Source organism: Phaeovibrio sulfidiphilus, assembly GCF_014861485.1.
Classification (GTDB): Bacteria; Pseudomonadota; Alphaproteobacteria; order Rhodospirillales; family Rhodospirillaceae; genus Phaeovibrio; species Phaeovibrio sulfidiphilus.
Genome location: NZ_JACZHT010000002.1, coordinates 119102 through 136635, shown reverse-complemented (window position 1 = coordinate 136635; position 17534 = coordinate 119102). Strand labels below are relative to the sequence as shown.

The window sequence follows — 17534 nt, the reverse complement described above, 5'->3', positions numbered from 1 at the left end:
GACTGTCCCGACACCGGGTTCTCTCCCTTCCTTTCAATAAAAGATGCACGGGGGCCCATCCGTGAAAACATGTCTTGTTGTCGACGACTCTCGCGTTATTCGCATGGTGGCACGAAAAATCCTGCAGGAGCTGGGATTCAACGTCGCCGAGGCGGAGGACGGCCAGAAGGCCCTGGAGTACTGCCGGGGCCATCTTCCGGACGTCATCTTGCTGGACTGGAACATGCCCGTCATGAACGGCCTGGACTTCATGCTGGCGATGCGCCAGCTTCCGGGCGCCGGAAACGTGGTGATTGTGTTCTGCACGTCGATCAATGATCTGGATTCCATGGTCGAGGCCATGCAGGCCGGGGCGAACGAGTACGTCATGAAGCCCTTCGACAGCGAGATCATCCGCTCCAAGTTCGAGCACCTCGGCCTTATTGAATCCGACGGGTCCGAATTCTAGCGATCCGGCATACAGTTCCCAGGCGGACCGCCCCTTTAACAGAAAGTTTATGGAATGCTGTCTCCTCCCACCTTCGCCCGAAACCTGCAGGGACAGTCGGACACTCCGATCCGGGTGATGCTCGTTGATGACTCGGTGGTGATCAGAAGCATCTTCACACGCCTTCTTTCCGAATCCCCGGATATCAAGATCATCGCCTCGGCGGGAAACGGACAGGCCGCGCTGGACGCCCTTGACCGCTACGAGCCGGACGTCATCTTGCTCGACATCGAGATGCCTGTGATGGACGGCCTGACCGCCCTGCCCCTGCTGCTGAAGAAGCGGCCCGAGGCGAAGGTCATCATGGTCTCGACCCTGTCCATGAAGAATGCCGAGATCAGCCTGAGGGCGATGCAAAGCGGCGCGTCCGACTACATTCCCAAGCCCACGAGCACGGCCGGCATTTCCGCGGACCCCTGTTTCATCGAGGATCTGGCCGGCAAGATCCGCGCCCTTGGAGACAGTGTCCGGCGCCGGCGCCAGAGGCTGGCCGACACCCGGCCCGAGCCGCGCCCGTTCTCGGCCCAGAAGTTCCTGGCCCCGAAAACCGGACCGGAGACACCCGATCCCGCCAAACTGATCAACCGGAACCGCATGGCGCCCGCATCGGTCTCGCCGGCCTTTGCCTCCGCCCCCGTGACCTTGCGCAAGCCCTCCCTCGACCGGCCCGACATCCTGGCCATCGGCAGTTCCACCGGGGGGCCCCAGGCCCTGTTCCGCCTCTTCGAGGATCTGAAGAAAGGCGGGGGCATCCGCCAGCCGGTTGTGATCACCCAGCACATGCCGCCCATGTTCACGACCCTTCTGTCCGAGCAGATCGCCCGGATCACCGGCCTGCCCACCCGGGAGGGGGCCGAGGGGGACACGCTCGAGCCCGGGCACATCTACGTGGCGCCCGGAGGCTTCCACATGCTTCTGGAAAACCGGGGACGCCAGGTCCAGATCCGGATCAGCGACGCGCCGCCCGAGAACTTCTGCCGGCCGGCCGTTGATCCCATGTTCCGCTCGGTCGCCAAAATCTACGGCTCCCGCGCCCTTGCCGTGGTCCTGACGGGAATGGGCTCGGACGGGGCCAAGGGATCCGTGACGATCGCGGACGCAGGAGGAACCGTAATCGCCCAGGATGAGGGAACCAGCGTCGTCTGGGGCATGCCGGGGGCAACCGCGCACTCGGGCGCCTGCTCGGCGGTTCTGCCCCTTGATGACATCGGTCCCTACATTCTGCGAACTGCGAAGCGTTGATCCCATGAAACCGGAAGATTTTGAATTCATCGTCCAAATGCTGAGGACCAGATCCGGTCTGGTTCTGGGACCGGACAAGGCCTACCTTCTGGAAAGCCGGCTGATGCCGCTGGCCCGGAAGAAGGGGTTCAAGGGCATTGACGACCTGATCGACCAGTTGCGGCGGCGCAACCTGCCCCTGGAGAAGGAGGTCGTCGACGCCATGACGACCAACGAGTCCTTCTTCTTCCGGGACACCAAGCCGTTCGACCACTTCCGCAAGATTGTCCTGCCCCGGCTGATCGAGACCCGCGCGGCCAAGCGCTCGTTCCGCATCTGGTGCGCGGCCGCCTCCAGCGGCCAGGAGCCCTATTCCCTGGCCATGATCATCCAGCAGGAGGCCCAGAAGCTGGCCGGCTGGAATATCGATATCATCGGCACGGACATCTCGTCGGAAATCCTCAAGAAGGCGCGCTCGGGACAGTACTCCCAGTTCGAGGTCCAGCGCGGCATGCCTGCGGACTACCTGATCCGCTATTTCCACAAGGCCGGCGACGCGTGGGAGATTTCCCCGCAGATCCGCTCCATGGTCGTGTTCAAGGAGTGGAACCTGCTGGAGGAGCTGCGCTCCCTTGGCACCTTCGATGTGGTCTTCTGCCGCAACGTCCTTCTCTACTTCGACCAGAAGACCAAGGGCGATGTGCTGGAGCGGATCGCCAAGGTCATGACCGACGACGCCTGCCTGTACCTGGGCGGCGCCGAAACTGTTCTGGGCATTACCAATGCCTTCAAGCCCCTGCCCCGGGTCTCCAGCGTCTACTCCCTGACCCGCTCCACGGTCCCATGCATCGGCGCTGTCGAGGCGGCTCCGGGCACGCCGGCGGCGGGGGCCCCAATGGCCGCTGCCCAGGCACCCCGGCCCACCGCCCTGACGGCAGGACGGACCCCGGCCACGACGCCTGCACCCGGAGCCGGATCCCTGACCCCGCGCGGGGCCGCCCCGTCATTTTCCGCCCGGGGAACACCGGGAGCAGCACCGGGAACCACTCCGACGGCGGGAGCCCGGGCCGGTTCCCTGCCCCCCCGTCCGGCGGCACCCGCCCCGGCTCCGTCGCCCCGCCCCTTCAGCGCGGGCACAGGCGCGGGCACAACACCCGGCACCCCGAATACCCGCCCGCCGGGCGGTGTGAGCCCCCGACCGGCAACGCCGCCGCCGGGAACGCCCTCCCCGTCCCCACGGCCCGCCGCGGCACCGGCGCCCGCACCGCGCCCGACCTCGCCCTCCCCCTCGCCCCTGTCCTCTCCGACGCAGCCCCCGCGCAAGACAACGCCCCCGTTCGGCCGGAGCTGACAGCGTCCTCCCGCGTCCCGGCCTGTCCGGGTCGGGTGACGACCCGGCCTCGCCCTGACAGGGCAGCCCGCGGCCGGTGCGAGACTGAAACACGGGCGCAAGCACGCCCACAGAACGCCGTTCCAGACCCAAATTACAGGACGCGCCCTGTTGTCCAGGCTTCCGATCCGGCCGGTTTCGTGTCGGGGCCGCAGGGTGCCCCGCACGCCCCTGGAGACAGGTGCAGGTGCACACAAAAGGAGCGACCTCCCTCAGCCGCCCGTCACCCGCACCCTGCCGCCTGCTGCCTGCCCACATCCGAAGCACACACACCGCCCCCCCGGACCGCACGTCTTCCCTGATGTACCGGGCGCCCCCTCCCCGGGTTGCCTCCGACAGGAAAGCCCCCTGACAGGGAATCTCCCTGACAGGGCCCGGGGCGACGGCTTCCGGGGTTCACAGAGCCCGGGCACGAGCAGGCTCATAAACCTAATTCCAGAATGCCATTACACAGAAACGGTCTGGTCGGGCCTGCCCAACCTCTCGCGGAGGGCCCCGCATAAGCGGCCCAGCGCACCCCCGGAGACAGGTGCAGACACACACAAAAGGAGCGGACTCCCTCCGTCGCCGCCCCTCACCCGCCCGTGCACCCCTCACCCGCCCGCACGCCCATCCCCCCACCCGGTTGCCCTGCGGAACCCTGTGGATCCGCCCCCTCGCCCTCCCAGACCCGCGAAGGCGTTGAGACGCATGCAAAAGCGTTTTATAGTCCGTCTCATGGATACGCCCTCCCGACCTCCCGCCCCGCTGGCGGGCATTCGCCCCCCGCTCGGGCCCCTTTTCGGGCTGGGCGCGCTTCTGCTTGTTCTCGGTGGATGCGGAGAGGGCCTGTTCGGCTCCGGCTTCGGGGGGCGGGACTTCCGCTCCGGCGAACTCCACACCGTCCAGCCCGGGGATACGGTGTATGGCATTTCCCGTGCCACCGGCGTGCCGGTCCGAACCCTTATCGACGCCAACGGCCTGAAGCCCCCGTATCTTCTGCGCATCGGCCAGACCCTGTCGCTCTCCGGCACTCCGGGCGCCCAGCCGAGGGGCGTGGTGTCTCGGGGCCAGGGTACTCCTCTGGCAGCGGACAGGCCCGGCACAGGTTCGGGCGCCGGTTCCGGCACCCACACCGTCCTGCCCGGCGAGACCGCGTTTTCCATCGCCCGCCTCCACGGCGTGCGGGTGGCGGACCTGGCGCGCCTGAACGGGATGGACGACCGCTTCACGGTCCGGGCCGGAGAAACCCTCCGGATCCCTGGGAAACCCGACGCCGCACCGCTGCCTGACCCGCCGATGGACCGGCGCGCCCCCGCAGGAACGGAGCCGGAGCCGGAGCCGGTGCCTGTGTCCGTGTCTGTGTCCACGCCGCAACCCGCGACCGCGCCGGACGCCCCGTCCCAGGGCCCCTGGGCGACAGCCTCGGTCTCCCAGCCCGGCACGCCTCCCAAGGTGTCACCGCCCCGGGAAGCGGCCCCCGTGTCCGCACCGCCGGAGCGATCGGGTGCCTTCCTCTGGCCCGTAAGCGGCCCGGTGCTGATGGGCTACGGGCAGGTTGCCCCGAAGGTCCACAATGACGGCATCAATATCGGAGCCGGCCGGGGCACCCCTGTCCGGGCCTCGGAAAACGGCGTGGTCGCCTATGTGGGCAATGAGATCCGGGGCTATGGAAACCTGGTCCTGATCAAGCATAGCAACGACTTCATGACCGCCTACGCCCACCTGGACGCCTGGAATGTGGCCCGGGGGCAGACGGTCGAGAAGGGACAGGACATCGGGAAAGTCGGATCCACCGGGGGCGTCACCCGACCCCAGCTGCATTTCGAGATCCGCAAGGGCGGCAAGGCCGTGGACCCCGCACCCTACCTTGGGAGCCGGGGAAGCGTATCACCGGGACGGGGGACCGCCTCAAAGGGCCGGACACCCCCGCCGCCGCGCTAGGAGGGGACCAGGGCCGAGCGGCCATCAGCACCGCAGCACTGGAGGGCTGGCGCGGGCCTCCGCACCGCCACGCGAGAGGGTCACGGCTGGCACGGGCCTCCGCACCGCAGCACTAGAGGGCTGGCGCGGGCATCCGAACCGCAGCGCTGGAGGGCCACGGCTCGCGCGAGAATCCGCACTACAGCCTCCCCGCCCCGGCACAGGCCCGGGGCCCACCCGTCCACCGGACCGGGCGCGAAGACCTCACACACGAGACAGGGAACGGAGAAAACGGGTCCGCGTTACGGCAGGGACGCGACGCTGGTCTGCCGGTAGATAAAGCCGTGGGCCGGATAGGGGCGCCCGAAGGCCCCCACGGCCGGGTGCTTGAAACGGACCTCGGACCAGTCGTTGTTTGCCGACACATCAACCGCAGGCATGGAGCGGTACACCCGGCCCCGGGTCTGGGAGTTCCAGCCCCAGTTCGCGTGGTCCACGCTGATGGTCCGGGAGTCGTGAATGTCCGAAACCACCGCCACATGGCCGTCGGGCAGGCGACCGTCCGCCCGCAGCACCAGGACGGCTCCGGGTTTGGGCGCGTTGCCCCGCACATAGCGGCCCTCGGCCTGCTTCCACCAGGTCCGGGCGTCGCCCCGGATCTGGACGCCGGACTCACTGCGGGCAAACGGAACACACTGGAGAAAGGGCCCCGCCACAGGAGGCTCCGGGCGGGCCGACGAGCACGCCGACACCGCAAGAGCGGCCGCCAGAACCACCCAAAAGCCGAAACGGCCCGATTGTCCCGTTGCTGTGTCCTGAACCCCTGGCATGAGCACCCCCCAAGCTTGCCTGCACGGCGAAGAACCGAATGGCTCCATCATCGCGCGAAAGACTGAACAGGGAGTAAACCGGGGACAGGGCAGCCGCGAGCCCGCCCCTCACCATGGGGGCTCCGAAATGCGGCACACGGTGCCTCCCGGAACACCGCTACGGGGCAGCCGGGAAAGCGCACACCGCCCCGCACCCCGACCGGGGATGGGGCCCGGGTCGGGCCCCGGCCCGTGTCCGTGAGGCTCAGCAAGGCAGTCCGGCGAGCCCCCCGAAAAAGGAGCCCCCGACCAGCGCCCTATGTGCGAAAAAAAGGCCGCGCAGGGAAAGGGCCGCACCCCGGATCCGACGGGGACGCACTGTCCCGGGGCGGATGCGGGCCGCGAAGTTTTCCTCTGGCGGCCGGATGACCGGGCCGGTGGCTCCGGACGCAGGCTTCTTGACCGGTCCGCCCGGAGACCGGCCCCGGCGCCCGCCTGCACGGCACGCCGGTCTCGGACGCAGGGCCGTCTAGCCGACGGCGACCTGCGAATCATCCTTCGACGGGGTGTCCTTCTCGGAGCCCCCCGAGGACGCAAGCTTCACGGAAAACGAGGGGGCCGGCGGCTGGACCTCCACCGGCGTCGTCAGACGGCGGCAGTGCCCCTCGATATAGGCCCCGGGCTCGACCGCGAGGCTCTCATGGGAAATGTCCCCCATGATCCGGGCCGTACTGGCCAGGAACACGGACTTGGCGCTTACATGGCCGCTGACCGAGCCATGGAGGCGGAGCTTTTCCGCCTTCACCTCGCCGGTCACGTTTCCGGAGATGCCAATGATGAGGGAGACGCACTCGATATCGCCCTCCACCCGGCCATCGATCTGGATCTCTCCGGAACTGTGAAGATCGCCGGTCACAACGAGATCACCGCTCACGATAGACGGCACAAGCCTCTCCCCGGAACCAGAGGTGGAGGACGCCGCGTCCGCCGCCCTGTTTCTCGACTTTGCACTTGAGCTAGCCCTCGAAAACATCTTTTCCCGCCTTCATGAAAATTTGAGGGTTCCTGGGTCGTCCATTCACCCGGATTTCATAATGGAGATGAGGTCCGGTGGAACGCCCCGTACTCCCCACGGTCCCGATCACATCACCTTTTTCAAGCTTCTGCCCCATCTGGACAGTAATGGCGTCCATGTGGGCGTAACGGGTGAGAAGACCGACCCCGTGATCGACATCAACGACACGACCGTAGCGCCCCCGCCACCCGGCGTAAACAACTTTTCCGGGGGCCGTGGCCGCGATGGGCGTTCCGCGCGGAGCCCCCATATCCACGCCCTCGTGACGGGCGGCCAGACCGTTGAAGGGATCACTGCGCACACCAAAGGGCGAGGTGATCCGGTAGGTCTGGTTGTGCAGGGGGTCGGTCAGGGGGATGCGCTCGGTCAGGGCGACAATGGTGCCCCAGGTCTCGATCGCGTCCTGGAGCCGGGACGAGGCGTCCGGAAAGTCCGGATGGTCCACCTCCAGGACATCGAGGGGAATGAACGGACCGCCCTGCCCCACCGACTTCAGGAGTTCCTCTTTCTGCTTGCGCATCAGGACCGGAAGGTCCACCCCCGTGCCGCCCAGAGCGGTCTCGATGGCGCTGATGCGGGTGCGGGTGATCTCGGCAAAGCGCTCCACAAGACGGAGTTGGCCCATCTCCAGTTCCTGGATGCGCTCCTCATGGGCGACGACCCGCCCCTGGAGCTCCCGGTTCTCGGCCTTGACGAGATCGCGCTCCATCAGGACCTGGCGGACCTCCACCTGCTGCTTCTCAAGATCGGTCAGGATGTTGCGGGCATCGGACAGCTCACCCAGGCCGTGCTCGATATAGGCCAACTGGGTCAGAAGCTCCCGCTGCTCGGCCCGCTGAAGGGTGCCGGAGGCGGCTCCGGGCGCTGCGGCGGCCCGCGCCGGATCCGCGGAGGCCAAAGCGGCCCGGGCCCCGGTGTCCTCGCCCTCGACCGGCGTGTCCAGGGTCTCGCGAATGGCGCCGACCACGGACCGGTAAACACCAAGCTCTGCCAGAATCCCCTTGTATTCGTTACGGGTATCCGCGATACCCGCCTCCTTGGCCGCGAGGATCTCGTCAAGCCAGAAGACAACGACACTGGAGTAGGTCATCCAGCCAAAGAATAAAACGAAAACCGAAAGGGCAGACAACTGCCGAAAGCTGGTCAGTGAAATAACTTTTACGTGGCTGTCCGTCCGAACCATGATCTGACGTTCAGGAAACACACGCCCGAGCCAACGCTGAAATCTGGACGCTTCCCGTATTCGGGGATCGAACTCCGTCATACTCGCATGCCCTCACTCATTGTTCAGCCTCCACCTTCAACACGTACCGGAAACATTTACCGACGGGAGCGCGAGTGGGCCCGGCCCGTCACACAGGCCTCGCCGAATGCACACCGAACCCGGACGCATCGGAACGACACGCCCGCTGTCAACGAACCGGTCAGGCCTCAATGCCGCAAACGCACCCGTGTGCGTCCCGCGCACTCTCGCTTGAAAAAGCGGGCCTCCACCGCCGGATCAGCGCACCACATCGCGTGGCACACCCGGCACGCGTGACACGGGGTCACACTCGCGGAACCGGATAAAGACAAGGCTGGATACCCCGGCACCAGGAAAGGGACGGTCCGGCCTCCAGACAAACCCCACCTTTCTATCAGTGAGCGCACTTGACGAACAACTAAAAAATGGCTCTTTTTACTCATTCGGCCCCCGCAACGGGTACAAACCACCGAAACCGAGGGGTAAAATGACACCACACCGGATGCGGAGCCCCCCGCTGCCCGGCCCGCCCTCCGGATCCGGGCCACTCGCGCCCATCCGAACGGACCGAGCCTGATGCACGCCCCGGAAACCAAACGCCCCCAAAACACTCTGGAAAATACTGAAATGAGAAAAACAACAAGGTCCGCCCCTGGAGCCCCGCTTCCGATTCTGGCGCTGACCACCTGGTTCGGGGCCGGCGCCAGTCCGGTGGCTCCTGGGACGGCGGGCAGCCTGGCGGCCCTGCCCTGTGCGGCCCTGGTGGTCTGGCTCGCTGGGCCGGTCGGCCTGCTGATCGCTGCGGTTGTGGTGACGGTGGTGGGAATTTTTGCGGCCTCGGCCCATGTCCGCCACACGGGAGAGGACGACCCGGGCCGCATTGTGATCGACGAGGTTGCGGGCCAGTGGATCACCCTTCTGGCCGCCCCCCTGAACCCGGTGGCCTACCTGACGGGCTTTGTCCTGTTCCGGTTTTTTGACATTCTCAAGCCGTGGCCTGTGCGGGCCATCGACCGCGCCTTGAAAGGCGGCGCCGGGATCATGCTCGACGATGTGGCGGCGGGCCTGTATGCACTGGGCTGTATGGTCGCGCTGTCGTGGCTGTTCCCGTCCTATTTTGCCCTCTGAGTCCGGACCGGCTGCGTCCTGCGAACCCTCTGCGGCCGGGCCGGGCCCTGTAAACGAACGGATTGTCCTCATGCCTCCCAGTTTCTCGTCCGCCTTTTTCCCTCCCGATCTTGTTGCCCAGGCCAGCGCGGTTCTGGACATGCTCCGGGACCAGGCCCTGACCTGCGCGACCGCAGAATCCTGCACCGGCGGCATGGTGGCCGCCGCGCTGACGGCGGTTGCGGGCTCCAGCGACGTGTTCGAGCGGGGCTACGTCACCTACTCCAACGAGGCCAAGACCGAATCCCTGGGGGTGCCCCCGGGCCTGATCGCCCAGCACGGAGCCGTCAGCGCCCAGGTCGCGGCCGCCATGGCCGAGGGATGCCTCGAGGAATCCGGAGCCGCCCTCGCCCTGTCCACCACGGGCATTGCCGGACCGGGCGGCGGCACGCCGGACAAACCCGTGGGCCTGGTGTTTTTCGCCTGCTCCATTGCCGGAAGCCCCACGGTGGTGCGGCGCCGGATCTTTGCCGGTGACCGCAATGCGGTGCGCTATGCCACGGTGAACGCGGTTCTGGACCTCGCCCTTCAGGTTCTGAGCGGCGTTCCCACAGGCGACGAGATGGACTGACGGGCCGGCCCCGGGCCGGTGTCCCGGCCGGAACCCGGGCGCCCCGGGGCGAGAAACGCGGACCGGGCGGGCGCCCGTCCGGACCACCCGCGGGCGGGATCCGCTCACCGGACACGGAACGCGAGAAAAGACAGAACGGCCCATTTGTGGTAATCCGGAACTGGGACAGGAACCGGGTTTGATACAGGGGCGGGATCCGCATACCGGCCCCACAGCCGGGCAGCGGTCCGGAAGCAGGCCCGGGGCCTGCCGCCCCCCCCCCAAACCCTCGCCTCCTACCCCCCCAACCCCGAACCCGCGACGAACCAGGAAAATCCATGACCCCCAGCCCCTTCAGCACCATCATCAACGACATCTCCCGTCTTCCGGACTACCGGGTCTACGGGCGCGTGATGGGGGTTCAGGGCCTGGTGATCGAGATCGGCGGCATCCAGACCTCCATGTCCGTGGGGGAGCGCTGCTGGATCGAGACCCGCGACCAGGACCGGGTTCCGTGCGAGGTGGTGGGGTTCCGGGAAAGCCGGGCCCTTGTTCTTCCCTTCCGGAACCTGGACGGCATCGGCCTGGGCTGCCGGGTGGAGGTCGGCGAGGGACGTCCCGCGCTCTACCCCACCCGCGAGTGGCTGGGCCGGGTCATCAACGCCATGGGCGAGCCACTGGATTCCGGACCGCCCCTTCCCGTGGGCCCGGACCCCATCCCCATCCGCAACACCCCTCCCCCCGCGCACCAGCGCCGCCGTGTGGGCGGCAAGCTGGACCTTGGCGTGCGGGCCATCAACACCTTTGCCACATGCTGCAAGGGGCAGCGCATGGGCATTTTCGCGGGCTCGGGCATCGGGAAGAGCTCGCTGATCTCCATGTTCATCCGCAACACGGACGCGGACGTGATTGTCATGGGCCTGGTGGGGGAGCGCGGGCGCGAGGCACGGGAGTTCATCGAGGACGACCTGGGCGCCGAGGGCCTGGCCCGCTCGGTGACGGTGGTCTCCACCTCGGACGAGAGCCCCCTGATGCGCCGCCAGTGCGCCTACACCACCCTGGCCGTGGCCGAGTACTTCCGCGACCAGGGCCTGGACGTGCTGTGCCTGATGGACTCGGTGACCCGCTTCGCCATGGCCCAGCGGGAAATCAGCCTGTCCGCCGGGGAGCCCCCGGCCTCCAAGGGCTACACCCCCTCGGTGTTTGCCGAGCTCCCCCGCCTGCTGGAGCGCGCCGGGCCCGGCCGCGAGGGCTCGGGCACCATCACCGGGCTGTTCACCGTCCTTGTGGAGGGCGACGACCACAACGAGCCCATCTCCGACGCGGTGCGGGGCATTCTCGACGGCCACATTGTTCTGGACCGCACCATTGCCGAGCGAGGCCGCTACCCGGCGGTGAACGTCCTGCGCTCGGTCTCGCGGACCATGCCCGGGTGCAACACCCCGGAGCAAAACGCCCTCGTCCAGGAGGCCCGTCGCCTGATCTCCACCTACGAGGACATGGCCGAGCTGATCCGGCTTGGGGCCTACCGCAAGGGCTCGGATCCCCTTGTGGATACGGCCATCGCCCACCACCCGGCCCTCGAGGCCTTCCTCTCCCAGAAGAAAACCGAGGGAACGGACCTGGAAACCGGCTACCGCATGCTGGCGGCCGCCCTCGCTCCCGCCCATCCCCAGGGGCACCCCCCGGGCCCGGACGGGCAGCCCCTCGGCCCCGACGGGTACCCTCACGGCCCGGACGCGGGCAGCGCCCACCCCGGGGCGGAGGCGAACCCGGGCGCAAACCCCTTCGGCCAGTCCTTCACCCTCGGCGGGGAGCCGTCCTGATGGCCGAACGCCGCACCCCCGCCCGTGCCCGAACCCGTGCCCGAGCCCGGGGACCGGCCCTCCCCTGCAGCGGAGCCTGAGCCGTGGGCAAGGATCTTCACAGCCTGATCCGCCTGCGGGACTACGAGGTCGACGAGTGCCGCCGCAAGCTCGGTGAGCTGCTGCGGGTGGAGGAAGCCCTGCTGGAGGCCCGGGCCGCCCTCGAGGAGGACTACCGCCGGGAGGAGACCTTCGCCCGGGAGCACCCGGAATTCGGGCAGACCATGGGCGCCTACCTGACCCGCTACAACGACCAGAAGGACCAACTGACCCAGAAGCTGATGGCCATCGCACAGGCCATTGAGGTGGCCCGGGAGGTTCTGGCCAACGCCTACAAGGAGCTGAAGACGGTTGTCCTGACCCAGGAGAACCGGGACCGCCAGGCGCGGGAGGAACGGGACCGGAAGGAACAGCTCTTTCTCGACGAACTTGCTCAGGAGCGCTATCGTCGGCGGCAGCGGAAAGACCCGTCTTCATCCCCGCCTTCATCCTCATCCTCGTCCTCCACCGACCCCTGACCCGATCGAGCCTCCCATGCCGGACAGAAACCCCACTGCTGCCCCCTCCGACCCCTCGCCCTACTTTCAGGGGTTCACCCCGGCCCGTCCGGATCCCCTGACCTCGGGCTTTCCGGGTGTCGCCCCCGGCAGCGGCCTTGCCCTGCCTCCGGAGACCGGCGCGGGCACCGGGGCCGCCATGCCGGTGGACCTGTCCCCGGTGGGCATGTTCATGGGCGCAGACCTGGTGGTCCAAAGCGTGATGCTGCTGCTTCTGGCGGCCTCTGTGGTGACCTGGACCATCGGGCTTCTGAAAGCGCTGCAACTGGGTCTGGCCCTGAGACGCTCACGGCGCCTTCTGGGGGTTCTGACCGACGCCGACAGCCTGACGGGCGCCACCCGGGCCAGCCTGGCCCTGGGCGGCCCCGAGCGGAGCCTTCTGGCCCTGAGCCTGGACGAAATCGGCCGGTCCGCGACGCCGGCCCTCCCCCACCTGATACGCCCGCTTGACAGCCAGAAGGGCCTTCTGGAGCGCCTGTCCTCGGTGCTGGAACGCATGGAAAGCGCCGCCGGGCGCAAGGCCTCGCTGGGCATGGGCTTCCTGGCCACCGTGGGCGCCACCTCGCCTTTCATCGGCCTGTTCGGCACGGTCTGGGGCATCATGAATAGCTTTATCGGCATCTCGCGGGCCCAGACCACCAATCTGGCCGTGGTGGCCCCCGGTATCGCCGAGGCCCTTCTGGCCACGGCCCTGGGCCTGGTGGCAGCCATTCCGGCGGTGATCCTCTACAACCTGTTCTCCCGCGGCGCCACCGGCTACGGCGCCACCTTGCGGGACGTGTCCAGCGCCATCTTGCGCCTTGTCTCCCGGGATCTGGACCGGGGCGCCCTCGACACGGCCGCCCTTGAGGACGCCCGCACCGCCCTGCTGCGGAGGGACTGAGCCATGGCCTTCGGCTTCCGGGACTCCGGGCAGGGCGGCAATGCCGAAATGCACGAGATCAACGTCACCCCGTTTATCGACGTGATGCTGGTTCTCCTGATCATTTTCATGATCGCCGCACCCCTGTCCACGGTGGACATCAAGGTGGACCTGCCCTCGTCCAGCGCCAGCGCCGCAAAACCGGTGGATGACAAGCCCATCGTGATCTCCATCCGCAAGGACGGCAGCCTGGCCCTGGGGGAGACGGACGTCACCCTGTCCGATCTGACGGACCGCGTCCTTGAGGAAACGGGGGGCGACAGAACCCGGCGCCTGCATGTCCGCGCGGACCGGGCCCTGGAGTACGGCGCCCTGATGGATGTGATGAACGTGCTGCGGTCGTCGGGCTTTCTCAAGGTCGCCCTTGTGGGCCAGGAGGGAGCGGGCGGACAGCGCGGCGGAGCCCCCGGCCCATGACCGCAGAAGGGGGGCCCCGCCCCCGGTTCTCCCGGGAGAATCCCTTTGCCTGGCGCTGGTGGTCTCTTCCCCTGGTGCTTGCGGCCGTGCTGTTCATCTGCGCCCTGCACGTGCTTTTGTTCCTGCTGCTGTTCGGGAGCCCGGGAAAAAACGCCGTCTCCATGCCCATGGTCCTGGAGCCGCCCCCCATCGAGATCGACCTCGAGCCGGTGGACAGCATTCCCGCCCTGACCCCGCCCTCCGACACCCAGCCCCGGGAGATGGCCCAGGCGTCCGAACCCGTGCCCGAGGACCGGCCGGTGCCGCCGCCTCCGACGCCGCCCGCGCCCGAGACGGAGCCCGACACACCGGAGGATGAGCCCGACGACGCCCCGCCGCCGGACGACCTCCCCCTGCCCGAGGAGGACACGGCCCCGGACCCGCTTGTCCAGAAGCCGGAGAAGACCGAAAAGCCGGATACCGAGAAGAAGGCCGAGACACCGAAGCCCCGGCGCCCGGCCAAACCGCACCAGCCGGAGGCCCCGCCCCCGTCCCGGGCCCAGCCGCGCTCGGCGGCGAACCTGCCTCCGCCGGGAGCCCTGCCGGGGCGCACCCGCTCGACCAGGGAAAGCTGGCGCAGCCGGGTGATGATGCACCTGGACCAGCACAAGAAATACCCGCCGGTGGCGGTGGCCCGGCGTGAGCAGGGCGAGGGCATCGTGCGCTTTGTGGTGGACCGCCAGGGCCGGGTCCGGAGCGTGCAGCTTCTGCGCTCCACCGGCTACATGCTCCTGGACCGGGAGGTCCATGACCTGATGCGCCGGGCCCAGCCGCTCCCGCTGCCTCCGGACGACACCCCCGGGGACAGCTTCGAGATCGAGGTGCCCGTCCGCTTCCGCCTGTACTAGCGCCTGGCCCGGAATGTACCGCCCCCTGGCGGGGCATGCGGATGGGCTCCCGGGACATGCGCACGAGGTGGCAACGCCCGGACCTGCCGGGACCGGAAGCGAGAGCCCGACAAGGCGGACCGACAAGGCGGACCGACGGGACGCAACCCGCACCCCGAAAGGAATGCGTTCCCGAACGGCGTGGCCTCGGGGCCCGGGGAACCTCGTCCACGACATGCCCAGGGGACATTGACGACCTTGAAACCGTCGGGATCGACGGCGCCCGCACCGGACACGACCGCCCCCTGCCTCCCGGCCACAAAAAAAGACCGGCCCCCGAGGGGACCGGTCCAGCACGTTTCAGGACGGATGCGCCGGGGCGCAGAAGCCCCAGAGCGCACACGCACGCGGGTCTAGTACACGTCCCCCGCCACAGGAGCCGTGGACGGAGGCTCCCCGTAGCCCGGCATTCCGCCCGGAGCGCCCGGGACACCCGGGCCCTGGGGCTGGGACGGATCCCCCTGGCCGCGGCCGATGTAGTAGCCGTCATCACTCCAGAGATTGGGATCGTCGTATCCGTCGGCGCCCATGGATCCGTCAAGCGGGGTCATCATCTGGGCCATGGAGGGCTCGGTGCCCGGCTTGAACGCCTCGAGGAACGCGTTGGGGTCATCGGGACCGGCGCGGTAGCCCAGCAGGCGGTCAATGCGCACGAAATTGATCCCCGGCGGAACACGGAAGGGGATGTCCGGCTTTCCGGCCAGAGCCTCTTTCATGAACGCGGTGAAGATCGGCGCCGCCACCGTGGAGCCGGCCTCCCGGCTGCCCAGGGAGCGCGGTGTGTCAAAGCCGACAAACACGCCCACCGCCAGATCCGGGGAGAAGCCCACGAACCAGGTGTCCCGGGAATCGTTGGAGGTTCCGGTTTTGCCGGCCACGGTCTTGCCCACGGCGGCCACCCGGGCGCCGGTTCCGCGCTGGACCACGCCTTGCAGGATGGAAACCATCTGATAGGCGGACAGGGGATCGGTCATGATCTCCCGATTGTCCTCGATGGAGGGGATGTGGGCGGTGTCCGTTCCCTGGCACTCGTCACAGGGGCGGGTGTCCGAGCGGAACACGGTCACGCCATGACGGTCCTGGATCCGGTCGATGTACACAGGGTGGATCCGACGCCCGCCGTTCACCAGCATGGCGTAGGCGGTGGTGATGTCGATGACCCGGGTCTCGACGGCGCCCAGCGCCGCGGACAGAAGCCGGGGCATCTTCTCCACAACGCCGAAGCGCTCGGCGTACTCGGCCACAGTGTCCATGCCGACCGCATTGGCCAGGCGCACGGTCATCAGGTTCCGGGACTTCTCCACGCCGATACGCAGCGTGGTCGGGCCAAAGAACTGGCCCCCGTAGTTGCGCGGGCTCCAGGCCGGGGCGCCGGGCACCTTGTAGACGAAGGGCTCGTCCAGGATCAGGGTCGCGGGCGTGTAGCCGTGGTCCAGAGCCGCCAGATACACGAACGGCTTGAAGACCGAGCCGGGCTGGCGCAGCGCCTGGGTCACCCGGTTGAACTCGCTGCGCTCGGGGGAGAAACCGCCCACCATGGCCAGGACGCGGCCCGTGTGCGGGTCCATGGCGACCAGAGCGCCCTCCACCGCCGGGATCTGGCGCAAGGAGAACGTTCCCGCCGGCAGGGCCTTGCCCCGGGCGTCCTTCTCCCTGGGCTCCACAAGGATGATGTCCCCGGGCGCCAGAATGTCGGACGGCTTCTTCGGCGTGGCCCCCATCTGGCCGCGCTCATTCACGGGGCGGGCCCAGGTCATCTCGGACATGGGGATCTGGCCCCCGTACCCGTCCTCGAAGCCCAGCTTGACCTCGGTGGGATCCACCCGCAGGACCACAGCCATGCGCCAGCGGGACGGCATCCCCTGAGGCCGGGACACGGCCTTCAGGTTCTCGGCCCACTGGTCGTCCACGCCGGGCAGGCGGGCCACCGGACCGCGCCAGCCATGGCGGCGGTCGTACTCCATCAGGCCGTTCTGAAGGGCCCGGGTGGCCATTTCCTGAAGCGCGGGGTCCATGGTGGTGCGCACATAGAGCCCGCCCTTGTAGAGGGCATCATCCCCGAAGCGGGCCTGGACAATCCGGCGGACCTCCTCGGAGAAGAAGCCGGCGTTGCGCGCACTTTGGGTCTCGTCGCGGGATCGCAGCACGATGGGCTCGGCCCGGGCGGCGTCCGCCTCGGCGGCGGTGATGTAGCCGTCCTCCTGCATGCGCTGGAGCACCCAGTCACGCCGGGCCTTTGCGGCCTCGGGATGACGCTCGGGGTGATAGTTGTTCGGACCCTTGGGCAGGGCGGCGAGGAAGGCGGTCTCGCCCAGGGTCAGCTCGTCCAGGCTCTTGTTGAAGTAGTTCAGGGCCGCGGCCGCGACACCGTACGAGCGCATGCCCAGGAAGATCTCGTTCAGATACAGCTCGAGAATGTAGTCCTTGGAAAACGCCTGCTCGATGCGGAAGGCAAGGATGGCCTCCTTGATCTTCCGGTCCAGGGTCGGCGCCGGGGTCAGGAGGAAGTTCTTGGCCACCTGCTGGGTGATGGTCGAGGCCCCCTTGGGGCGGCGCCCGCTTCCCAGGGATTCCACGTTCTGCCCCATGGCCCGGACCATGGCCACGAAATCCACCCCCGAGTGGGTGTAGAAGTTCTTGTCCTCGGCGGCGATGAACGCCTTGCGGATCCGGTCAGGCATGGCGTCGATGGGGACGTAGATGCGCTTTTCCGTTGCGTACTCCGCCATGAGGCGGCCGTCGCTGGCCAGAACTCGGGTCGTGATATCGGGCTCGTACTTTTCCAGGGCCTGGTAATCCGGCAGGTCGGCGCTGTAGCGGTCATAGACGACCGCACCGGCACCCGCTCCGCTTACCGTGAAGAAAAGGGCGAGAGACAGAAAAAGCTTGAACATACGATGCGACCGGGGTGCAGGTGTAAAGGTTGAGGGCACTTTGTCCCGGGCGGGAACGGCCTGGGGATCATCAGTCATTGTGTATCCATACCATCAGGGGACGCCAAGC

At 67.9% G+C, this 17534-nt stretch carries 15 protein-coding genes; 11 read left to right on the top strand and 4 right to left on the bottom strand.

Going from position 1 to position 17534, the window contains the following annotated elements; all coding sequences use genetic code 11:
- Positions 1 to 61 precede the first annotated feature (61 nt).
- The 4 genes from IHV25_RS03610 (at position 62) to IHV25_RS03595 (ending at position 5021) form a co-directional block, all read left to right on the top strand.
- Positions 62 to 448: a response regulator gene (locus tag IHV25_RS03610; protein ID WP_192533747.1), complete on the top strand. Its 387-nt coding sequence runs from the start codon at positions 62 to 64 to the stop codon at positions 446 to 448.
- Between the two features lie 54 nt (positions 449 to 502).
- The gene (locus IHV25_RS03605) at positions 503 to 1729 is read left to right on the top strand and encodes a protein-glutamate methylesterase/protein-glutamine glutaminase (protein WP_242018776.1); all 1227 of its coding nucleotides are present in this window, start codon (positions 503 to 505) and stop codon (positions 1727 to 1729) included.
- A gap of 4 nt (positions 1730 to 1733) precedes the next feature.
- A complete protein-coding gene (locus IHV25_RS10635; RefSeq protein WP_197974941.1) occupies positions 1734 to 3059 on the top strand; it encodes a CheR family methyltransferase in 1326 nt (441 codons plus the stop codon).
- Between the two features lie 729 nt (positions 3060 to 3788).
- On the top strand, positions 3789 to 5021 hold the full coding sequence (locus IHV25_RS03595; protein ID WP_192533746.1) for a LysM peptidoglycan-binding domain-containing M23 family metallopeptidase: 1233 nt from the start codon (positions 3789 to 3791) through the stop codon (positions 5019 to 5021).
- Between the two features lie 281 nt (positions 5022 to 5302).
- On the opposite strand, the gene IHV25_RS03590 is transcribed toward IHV25_RS03595, so the two are convergent.
- From IHV25_RS03590 to IHV25_RS10385, 3 genes are all read right to left on the bottom strand, one after another.
- A complete protein-coding gene (locus IHV25_RS03590; RefSeq protein ID WP_192533745.1) occupies positions 5303 to 5830 on the bottom strand; it encodes a CHAP domain-containing protein in 528 nt (175 codons plus the stop codon).
- Positions 5831 to 6338: 508 nt separating this feature from the next.
- Positions 6339 to 6755: a bactofilin family protein gene (locus tag IHV25_RS03585; RefSeq protein ID WP_338048580.1), complete on the bottom strand. Its 417-nt coding sequence runs from the start codon at positions 6753 to 6755 to the stop codon at positions 6339 to 6341.
- Positions 6756 to 6825: 70 nt separating this feature from the next.
- On the bottom strand, positions 6826 to 8148 hold the full coding sequence (locus IHV25_RS10385; protein ID WP_274605233.1) for a peptidoglycan DD-metalloendopeptidase family protein: 1323 nt from the start codon (positions 8146 to 8148) through the stop codon (positions 6826 to 6828).
- A 606-nt stretch (positions 8149 to 8754) separates the two neighbouring features.
- Here IHV25_RS10385 and IHV25_RS03575 point away from each other — a divergent pair.
- The 7 genes from IHV25_RS03575 (at position 8755) to IHV25_RS03545 (ending at position 14492) form a co-directional block, all read left to right on the top strand.
- Positions 8755 to 9255: a phosphatidylglycerophosphatase A family protein gene (locus IHV25_RS03575; RefSeq protein WP_192533743.1), complete on the top strand. Its 501-nt coding sequence runs from the start codon at positions 8755 to 8757 to the stop codon at positions 9253 to 9255.
- A 70-nt stretch (positions 9256 to 9325) separates the two neighbouring features.
- Positions 9326 to 9865 carry a CinA family protein gene (locus tag IHV25_RS03570; RefSeq protein WP_192533742.1) on the top strand — a complete coding sequence of 180 codons (540 nt, stop codon included), beginning with the start codon at positions 9326 to 9328 and terminating at the stop codon, positions 9863 to 9865.
- A gap of 317 nt (positions 9866 to 10182) precedes the next feature.
- Complete coding sequence (gene fliI, locus IHV25_RS03565) at positions 10183 to 11670, top strand: flagellar protein export ATPase FliI (RefSeq protein WP_192533741.1); 1488 nt, start codon at positions 10183 to 10185, stop codon at positions 11668 to 11670.
- Positions 11671 to 11753: 83 nt separating this feature from the next.
- Positions 11754 to 12227 (top strand): flagellar FliJ family protein, encoded by a 474-nt coding sequence (locus IHV25_RS03560; protein WP_192533740.1) that lies wholly within the window; start codon positions 11754 to 11756, stop codon positions 12225 to 12227.
- A gap of 16 nt (positions 12228 to 12243) precedes the next feature.
- Positions 12244 to 13149 carry a tonB-system energizer ExbB gene (gene exbB / locus IHV25_RS03555; RefSeq protein ID WP_192533739.1) on the top strand — a complete coding sequence of 302 codons (906 nt, stop codon included), beginning with the start codon at positions 12244 to 12246 and terminating at the stop codon, positions 13147 to 13149.
- Between the two features lie 3 nt (positions 13150 to 13152).
- On the top strand, positions 13153 to 13605 hold the full coding sequence (gene exbD / locus IHV25_RS03550; RefSeq protein ID WP_192533738.1) for a TonB system transport protein ExbD: 453 nt from the start codon (positions 13153 to 13155) through the stop codon (positions 13603 to 13605).
- Entirely contained in the window at positions 13602 to 14492 is an 891-nt protein-coding gene (locus IHV25_RS03545; protein ID WP_192533737.1) for an energy transducer TonB, read from the top strand. The genes exbD and IHV25_RS03545 overlap by 4 nt, the downstream gene beginning before the upstream one ends.
- 392 nt (positions 14493 to 14884) lie before the next feature.
- Here IHV25_RS03545 and IHV25_RS03540 read toward each other — a convergent pair whose 3' ends face one another.
- Positions 14885 to 17425, bottom strand: a complete 2541-nt coding sequence (locus IHV25_RS03540; protein ID WP_192533736.1) for a penicillin-binding protein 1A — start codon at positions 17423 to 17425, stop codon at positions 14885 to 14887.
- Positions 17426 to 17534: the final 109 nt, after the last annotated feature.